The organism is Paenibacillus tyrphae, assembly GCF_027925525.1.
Lineage (GTDB): Bacteria > Bacillota > Bacilli > Paenibacillales > NBRC-103111 > Paenibacillus_G > Paenibacillus_G tyrfis_B.
On sequence record NZ_BSDJ01000049.1, the window covers coordinates 33936 to 42655 of the forward strand.

At 53.1% G+C, this 8720-nt stretch carries 4 protein-coding genes; all 4 read right to left on the minus strand.

The features are described 5' to 3' along the window. Positions 1-3 precede the first annotated feature (3 nt). Positions 4-1737: an ABC transporter ATP-binding protein gene (locus tag QMG93_RS33555; RefSeq protein WP_281944265.1), complete on the minus strand. Its 1734-nt coding sequence runs from the start codon at positions 1735-1737 to the stop codon at positions 4-6. Further along, positions 1734-3560 (minus strand): ABC transporter ATP-binding protein, encoded by a 1827-nt coding sequence (locus QMG93_RS33560; RefSeq protein ID WP_281944266.1) that lies wholly within the window; start codon positions 3558-3560, stop codon positions 1734-1736. The genes QMG93_RS33555 and QMG93_RS33560 overlap by 4 nt, the downstream gene beginning before the upstream one ends. Continuing rightward, positions 3550-6801 carry a non-ribosomal peptide synthetase gene (locus tag QMG93_RS33565; RefSeq protein ID WP_281944267.1) on the minus strand — a complete coding sequence of 1084 codons (3252 nt, stop codon included), beginning with the start codon at positions 6799-6801 and terminating at the stop codon, positions 3550-3552. Before QMG93_RS33565 ends, QMG93_RS33560 begins: the two co-directional genes overlap by 11 nt. A gap of 112 nt (positions 6802-6913) precedes the next feature. After that, a partial coding sequence (locus QMG93_RS33570; RefSeq protein WP_281944268.1) for a condensation domain-containing protein occupies positions 6914-8720 on the minus strand: 1807 nt, incomplete at its 5' end.

An 8720-nucleotide genomic window follows, 5' to 3' on the forward strand; every position in this document is an offset into this window, starting at 1 on the left:
CAACTATCCGTATAACCTCGTGTAGTGGCCTCCGCGTTCAAGCAATTTCTGATGCGTGCCCTGCTCCACGATCGTCCCTTGATTCATGACCGTAATGAAATCCGCTTTCTCCACGGTGCTTAGGCGATGGGCGATCATAATGGTCGTACGTCCTTTCATCAACTCGTTCAGGGCTTGCTGCACCCAATATTCCGACTCGTTATCGAGAGCCGACGTTGCCTCGTCCAGCAGCAGGATCGGTGCATTTTTCAAGATCGCCCTGGCAATCGCAATGCGCTGTCTTTGCCCGCCCGATAGCGACGCTCCCCGCTCCCCTACCTGGGTGTTGTACTGCTCGGGCAGCTCTTGAATAAAATGATGGGCATAGGCGGCTTTCGCGGCCTCTATGACTTCCTCCGTTGTCGCCTGCGGATTCCCGTAACGGATATTGTCTTCGATCGTTCCGCTGAACAGAAAAGCGTCTTGCGGCACATAGGCGATTTGGCCGCGGATCTCTTCGAGCGTATAGTGCCCGAACGGCTTGCCTTGCAGCAAAATCTCTCCCCGGTCGACCGGGTAAAAGCCCAGCAGCAATTTGATCAAGGTGCTCTTGCCGCTGCCGCTTGCTCCTACGATTGCCGCGACCTGTCCCTGATAGACCCGAAGGGAGAGCTTTTGCAGAACCCGCTTATCCGTTTGGTAAGAAAACTCCACGTCCCGGAATTCGACCATGGCCTCCGAAACGAGTTCACTCACCGGCGAGCCGATCCGCTCCGGCTCTTCTTCTTCATCCAATATTTCTTGGATCCGGTGCGCTCCGGCCAGCGAATTTTGCGCATGCGACAGCACGGTGCCGAAATTCATGATGGCATGGGTCAAGTTGATTTGCAGCACGGCCAGCGCCGCAACGCTTCCCATTCCAATCAGGCCGTAGGCATATAACAAGCTGCCGATGACGATAATCCCGCAAAACGTAACGTAGCTGACAAAATGATTCACGGCAGTCAGCATCCCGCTTTTTTTGGCGGTTTGCACCGCAATCTGCGTCACTTGCTCATTCAGGCCTCGATATTGAGAGTAGACCGGACGGATATGGAACAATTTGACCAGTTGAATGCCTCCGATAAAGTCCAGAAACTTTTCCGTCATTTTCGCCAGCCCTTGAAGCGATTGCTCGTACAGGTTTCGAATCTGCCGGACAAACCGGATGCTAATCGAAAAGGACAGCAGCAGAATCGTCAGCGAAGCGCAGGCAAACTGCCAATGAATGAGCAGCATAGCCACGATGGAGCCGATACTGAAAATGATTTGCAGCAGCATCACGAAATAAATGGTGGAGTACGTCGTCTCTACGGTCGTTACATCATTATTGACCCGCGAGAGCAAATCTCCATTATGCGTCTGCTCCAAGTATTTCGCCCGTAGCCGGCAAAGCTTATGATAAAGCCGCTCCCGGATTTCCAGTACCGTAAACTCTACGCTTCTTTGATACATGTATGTAAACCAAGGAGAAATGACGTTTTCCAGCAGCAAAGCGCCGGCCAGAATGTAAAAGGCTTGGAACAGCAGCGAAGTATCCCGGGTCTCGGCAAAATTGACCAGACTTTGGACGACCAAGCTAAACGATACGAGAAATAAAGTTTGAGTGACCGCCGTTACGCTCAGACCGATGTAGTAATTCGTTTTTCGTTTTCGGTTCATGAATCGCATCAAGTACCCAAGCTCTTTGGCATATGAGATTAATCCGCCTGTCTTCATGTATAAACCGCCTCCTTGCGCTTCGCAAGATCGGTAAACTCCTGATGGTACGATTGAGCGTATAATCCCTTCTTCTCCAATAACTCGGCATGGCTGCCCGCTTCAACAATTTGCCCCTGCTCCATGACCCAGATTTGATCCGCGTTCTGGACGGTCGACAAGCGGTGAGCGATAACGATGGTCGTTCTTTGTTTCATGAGCACGCTCAGCGCCTCCTGGACGGAGCCTTCAGACTCGGGGTCTAAAGCGGACGTGGGTTCGTCCAACAGCAGAATCGGAGCATTCTTAAGCAGGGCCCGCGCAATGGCAATCCGCTGACGCTGTCCCCCGGAAAGAAATCCGCCCCGCTCCCCTACATTCGTTTGATATCCTTCGGGAAGCTCCATAATAAAATGGTGCGCATGAGCCGACTTTGCGGCTTCGATCACCTCATCCATCGATGCATGCTCCCGGCCGTAGGCGATATTCTCAGCTACGGTGCCGCTGAACAAATATGAATCTTGGGTAACGACGGACAAATGGGCGCGCAGTTTGTCCGGATTGCAGCCGTTGATCGACTGACCGAACACTTTGATCGTCCCTTGCTCCGCAGTCAAAGAGTAAAAACCGCATAACAGCTTAAAAACCGTGCTCTTTCCCCCGCCGCTCGCTCCGACTAAAGCGATCGTTGCCCCTTCCGGCACCGTAAAATTCAGGTTACGCAGGATGGGGGGACTGCCCTCGTAAGCAAAAGAAACGTTATCGAACGCAACGGGCGGACCGCTTGTTAGCGCAATAGAATGCCCTTCTTGGTTCTCGACAGGCTGCTCCAGAATCCCCGAGATCCGTTTTAAAGCGCCGGTCATTTCAAACGTATGCGTAATCAGCTCGGGAATGTGGTCAAGCGGCTCCAAGCATAAATTCAACAAATAAAGGAAGGCGATTAATTCCCCCGTACCGAGCAAGCCTTTGGAAATCAAATAGCTTCCGTAGCTCACGGCAAAGATGATTGGGCTAAGCATCAGCGTAGACAAGAGAGGGTTTACCCACGCCTCCCTCTTTTTCACGGCAAGCTTTTTTTGCGCCGTCAATTGCAGCAGCCTTTGATAAGAGCGGAACATCATTCCCGACAATAAATAGCTCTTAACGATCGGCATTCCCCCGAGCGTATCCTGCAAATTGACGTTCATCCGTCCCATATTGGCCTGAGCTTCTTCCGTCAGCTGCTGCAGTTGCTTCCCAATCCATTGCGAAACCAGCAAGGAAACGGGAAACAGCAGCAAGCTGTACAGCATAAGCTCCCATTGAATCCATATTAAATAAATGAAACAGCCGATAAACAGCAACGGATGATAAAACCATTGCGCCAAATCCCGGATCATGAATTGATGGATGAGCTGGATGTCGTTGCTTATCCGCGAAAGCACGTCGCCCGAATGTTGTTTTTCAACGTAATGAATAGGCAGCTTCCCCACATGGTTCATCACATGGTTGCGAATATCTCTTACCGCCAGGGCGCTGCTCCGCTCCACACCATAAACCATAAAATATTTGGCGGGCACCCCGATCAAAATGACGATAAAAACGGTATAGACGATTTGCGTGACGATCGGCCCCGCCCCATTCTCAGCTTGGGACGTCAACTGTTCGATCAAGCTGCCCGTCCATACTTCGATCACGGCCGCGGCAATGGCAGAGGCGGTTCCAACGATCATCCAGCCCCTGTGATTGTTTACAAATGTTAATAACCAATGGAATGCTGTCCATAGGGCCAATACCTGATTTCGTTTTTGCGCCACCGTGTTATCCCCTTTCAAAGCATGCGGGCGCCGTTCAGCCTCCATGCAGCACCTTTCGGGATGTGTCATTCTGTTCCACGATTTGATCGAGGATCCGCTGAATGACAATCGACGTTCCATCTATACATTCGGGTTCCAGCAATTTTTCGTGAGCGCCTGCGAGCTTATATTCCGTATAGGCTTGCCCGGCGGCTCCGCGCCATGACGGCAGTTGGTGCTCCAATCGGAAAGCATCGCTGTCTTCCGCGACTAACTCGTAAATGTTTCCGTGAACGGTGCCCGTATTGATCAATTGCGCCTCGTACGTCAAGGTCGCACGCACCTTTTGCTGGACACGCTCCCGAATCAAGGGGTTTTCCAGCAATTCTTTTTCCGTTTCCGTCAAATCCTCCATTGTTTCCAGCAGCTCGTTTTCCGTCGTAGCCGCCGGTGTCAAGGTCTCCTTAATCCACGAATCTACCATGATCAGATCCGATACTTGGTACCCTCTCTTTTCCATCGTTTTGGCTACTTCGAACATCAAATTCCCGCCGAAGCAGTACCCAAGGAAGATGTAAGGCCCCTGATCCTGGATGCGGATGACCTCGTCCACATAACGATTCAGCATGTCCTCGTAGTTCTCGGAATCGTCAATGAAATCAATCGCATACACCACGTACCGATTCTCCAGTCTATCCGCCAATCCCCGATAACCTATGCCGAATCCGCTTCCCGGAGGAAAGCAAAACAAATTCGTCGCCCCATGCTTATTCAGCTTCATAAAATGATTGGCGTCCTGCTCAAACCCAGATTCCCAATTCTCACGCGCCATCGCTTCGATAGTTACATCCTGATATCCTTTATGCAGCGGGATTTCTCTTCCCGTTTCGTCATAGATTCGTTGAATTAACCGCATCAGGTTGATCGAGTTACCGCCGAGCTCGAAAAAATCGTCCTTTATTCCTATCTTATCTAAACCGAGCACTTCCTGCCAGATTTGGACCAGTTTCATTTCAAGCAGCGTGCGCGGCGCAACGTATTCCGTTTCGTAATGGCTTGCTTCCGGAGCGGGCAGCGCCTTGCGGTCAATTTTGCCATTCGGCGTTAACGGCATCCGTTCCAGCTGCACAAAGTGCGACGGAATCATGTAGCCCGGCAGCTCTTTCGCCATGGCTTCCTTCAGCTCAGTCGCCTTCAGCTTCGTTTGCGCCACGAAGTAGGCGCACAGCTGACTTTGTCCGTTTGCGTCTTCACGCGCGATAACGATCGCTTCTTGAACAGATGCGATCTTCAAGAGCTGCTCTTCGACCTCGCCAATCTCGATCCGGTAGCCGCGGATTTTCACTTGATGGTCGATGCGGCCCATATATTCGATGCTGCCGTCCGGCAGCCATCTGGCCAAGTCGCCGGTCCGGTACATCCGCTCGCCCGGCGCAAACGGATTGTCCACGAACTTCTCTGCGGTCAGCTCAGGACGATTCAAATAGCCGCGGGCCAATCCTACCCCCGCGACGCACAGTTCCCCCGCCACACCGACCGGCAGCAATTGCAGCTGCGAATCTACAATATGAATCCGGTGATTCTGAATCGGACGGCCGATCGGAATCGATTTTCGGTCGACAGCACCCGTTGAAGCTGCCCAAACCGAAGTCACGATCGAAGCTTCCGTCGGACCGTAGGCGTTAAAATACTGCACTTTGTCTTTCCACTGCTGAACGAATTCGACCGAAACGGCTGAACCTCCGGTAATCAGTTTTTCGAGGCTCGGCATCCGATCGGGGTTCAAATAGGCCGCATACGTCGGCGGCAAGATCGTTGCCGTAATCCCGTTCTCGTTCATGAAGCTCTCGAATAATCGATAGTCCAGAATCGTTTCGGCCGTCGGAATATATAAAGCCGCGCCAAAAAATAATGCTTTGAAAATTTCCCAGCACGACGCATCGAACGACAAGCTGGCAAATTGGACCACTCGGTCCCGCTCGCTCATTTGCAGCGTTTCCCCGAACATCATTTTCAAGCTGCTCAGCCCGCGATGCTCTACCAATACCCCTTTGGGCTTGCCCGTCGTTCCCGACGTGTAGATCACGTAGGCCAGATCGTTCGGTCCGGTGACCGCCTCCAGATTCGAGCCATCCTCGCTGTAGGCCGCTTCGTCGTCCAACGCGATCGCTTTCCCGGCAAACGATACTCGCTCCTGCAAACGCCGCTGCGTCAATAGCAGCCGTGCCCCTGAATCTTCCAGCAAATAGCGGATGCGCTCCTCCGGATACTCCGGATCGATCGGCACATACGCGCCTCCGGCTTTCAAGATTCCCAGAATGCCGACGACCATCTCCAGCGAACGCCCAACCATCAGGCCTACCAGTTGATCCGGCTGCACGCCCTCGGCCCGCAGTGTCCGGGCCAGCCGGTTCGCCCGCTCATTCAGCTCGCGGTAAGTAAGCTGCTCCTTCTCAAAAACAACCGCCACCGCGTCCGGAACCCGTTCCGCCTGCTCCTCGATCAGCTGATGGATCGTTTTATCCCGCGGATATTCCGTCTCGGTATCGTTGAACCCATGCAGCAGCTGATGCTTCTCGGACTCCGACAGCATGTCCACGGCGCCGAGCTCAAGCTCCGGCTGAAACAAGACGACAGACAGCAGCCGCATAAGATGATCGACCGCCGCGGCCATGAAATTTTGATCGTATCGATTGCCGTCAAAGCTTACGCTTAACCGGATGGAGTCATGGTCCGCATCAAACTCAAATACGGTATCGGCCGATACGGCTTTTGCATAATCAGACCCATGTATTTTTTTAAAGGAAACCATTGTGTTAACGACAGGCACACCATCGGGGGTATATTCGAAATTCATGGAATGAATCATTTTTCTGAACGGAATATGCTGATGCTCCAAAGCTTCGCCGACCGACGTTTTGATTTGGCCCAGCAGCGATTTAAACGTGCTTTCGCGGCGGATGATATTTTTAATAATCAGAAAATCTTGAATCGGCGGATTCTCATCGTTCAGTGCCGATGCGGGGATACCTACCAGTACGTTCTCCCGCTTGGTGTAGGCATGGAGCAAACCGTTGACCCCAGCCAATACGATCATAAAGAAGGCCATATCCGATCCATTGGCGAGGCGTACGATTCGATCGGACAGCTCCTTCGGCAGCGTACGCTGAATCACGCCGGGTGCTACCGCATGATCCGCACTGCTGATTTTTATGGAGAAGTTGCTGTGGGGCAGGAAGCTCATGCTGTCTTCGGCATCGAACTTTTCGTTCCAATACATTTCTTCCTTTTCAAACAAGGATTTCATTCGTATCCTCCCCTAAGATGTGATGACAACATGCCCGGAGTGCATGTCTCGAACGAATTCGGACATACACTCCTGTTTCAGGCATGAACAAGCTGTTCCTTGCGGAGCTTGTCTAGAATGCAAATTCAATGCTGTCTATCGAGCTCTTGTTCTTATGGCTTGCCGCTTGTTTATTTAATTGGACCCCGCTCAATTGGATTTGGGGATCTTCGCAAACCTGAGCCAGCACCAACAATAAATCTTGAGCCATAGTCTGGATCATCGCCGCTTTGAACAATTTGGCGCAATAATGGAAGCCTCCCTTGAGCACTCCATTTTCTTCGTACATGGACAGGATGAGATCGAATTTCACTTCTTCCTCCTCGTCCAGATCATACGGAAGCAGCTTCAATTCTTCGAAGTCGGCATCGCGATCGTCAACATTTTGCAGGTCGAATGCCGTGTCGAACACCGGATTGCGGCTTGGGTCCCGCTTGACATTCAATCGCTCCACAAGCTCTTCGAAAGGATAATCCTGATGCTCGAACGCCCCCAAAGCCGACTCCTTGACTTCCTCCAGGTAGGCGAGGAACGTTTTGTCTCCTGCCGGATAGTTGCGGATCGCGAGCGTATTGACAAACATCCCGAGGATCGGCTCCAGATCGGCATGCGTTCTTCCCGCAACCGGCGTTCCGACAATGATGTCTTCTTGCCCGCTGTATTTGGAAAGCAGCACGGTATAGGCCGACAGCAGAACCATGTACAGCGTGCTATCGTACTTGGCTGCCAGCTCGTTCAACTGCTTCGCAAGAGCCACGTCGACTTCGAACTCGATGTGCGCTCCGTCGAAGCTTCGGGTCGCCGGCCGCTCGTAGTCGGTAGGCAAATCCACCTTAGGAAGGTCGCCTGCCAGCTTCTGCAGCCAATACGCCTCCTGCCGACTTGTCCGCTCCTTGTACACTTCGGATTGCTGCCATACGGCATAATCTTTGTACTGAATGCGCAGAGGCGGCAGCTCCTCGCCGGCATAGAGCCGAGTAAACTCTTCCACCAAAATCGTCATCGAAACGCCATCCGAAATAATGTGATGCATGTCGAACATCAGGATATGAGCGTCTCGCTCCAATTCGACCAATCCTACGCGCAGCAAAGGCGCTGTCTTCAAATCAAACGGGCGGACGAAACGGCGGACGATATCCGCGGCCTCTTCTTGGGCAGCCTTGCTGTGCTCCACAGCAAATTCGACTTCGTCATGCACCTGTTGGACAGGCTCGCCATGTACCATCGCAAAGCTGGTACGCAGCGTCTCATGCCGCGCGATCAGCTTCCGGAAAGCTTCTTGGAAGCGATCGAGATCCACCGGCCCTTCCAGCCGCATAATTTCCGGCATATTGTACAGCTGATCCGCCCCTTCCAGCTGATGCTGGATGAAGAGCCGCTTCTGTGCGGAAGATAGCGGGTAGTGCGCTCTCTCCTCCGCCACCGGTATGGCCGAAAACGCCCCCTCTTCCATTTGGGCAATCGCTTGGGCCATCTCTTCAACCGTAGAGTAGCGGAACACGTCCCGCAGCGGCAGATCCACGTTCAACTCCTTGTGAATCTTGCTGACAAGCGTCGTTGCCCGCAAGGAGTGTCCTCCGAGATCGAAGAAGTTGTCCTTCACGCCGGCGGTTGCAACCCCCAGCACTTCCTGCCATATGCGGACCAGCTTCGCTTCCAGCGGTGTACGCGGCGCGGTATACTCCGATCCGCTCGCGCCCCCTTCCGGCGCAGGCAGCGCCTTGCGGTCGATCTTCCCGTTCGGCGTCAGCGGCAAACGCCCCAGCTGCACGAAGTACGACGGAATCATGTACCCCGGTAGCTCCTGCGCCATCGCGCTTCGCAGCCCGCTGGCTTGCAGCTCCTCCTCCGCCGTGTAGTACGCGCACAGCGCCTTCTGT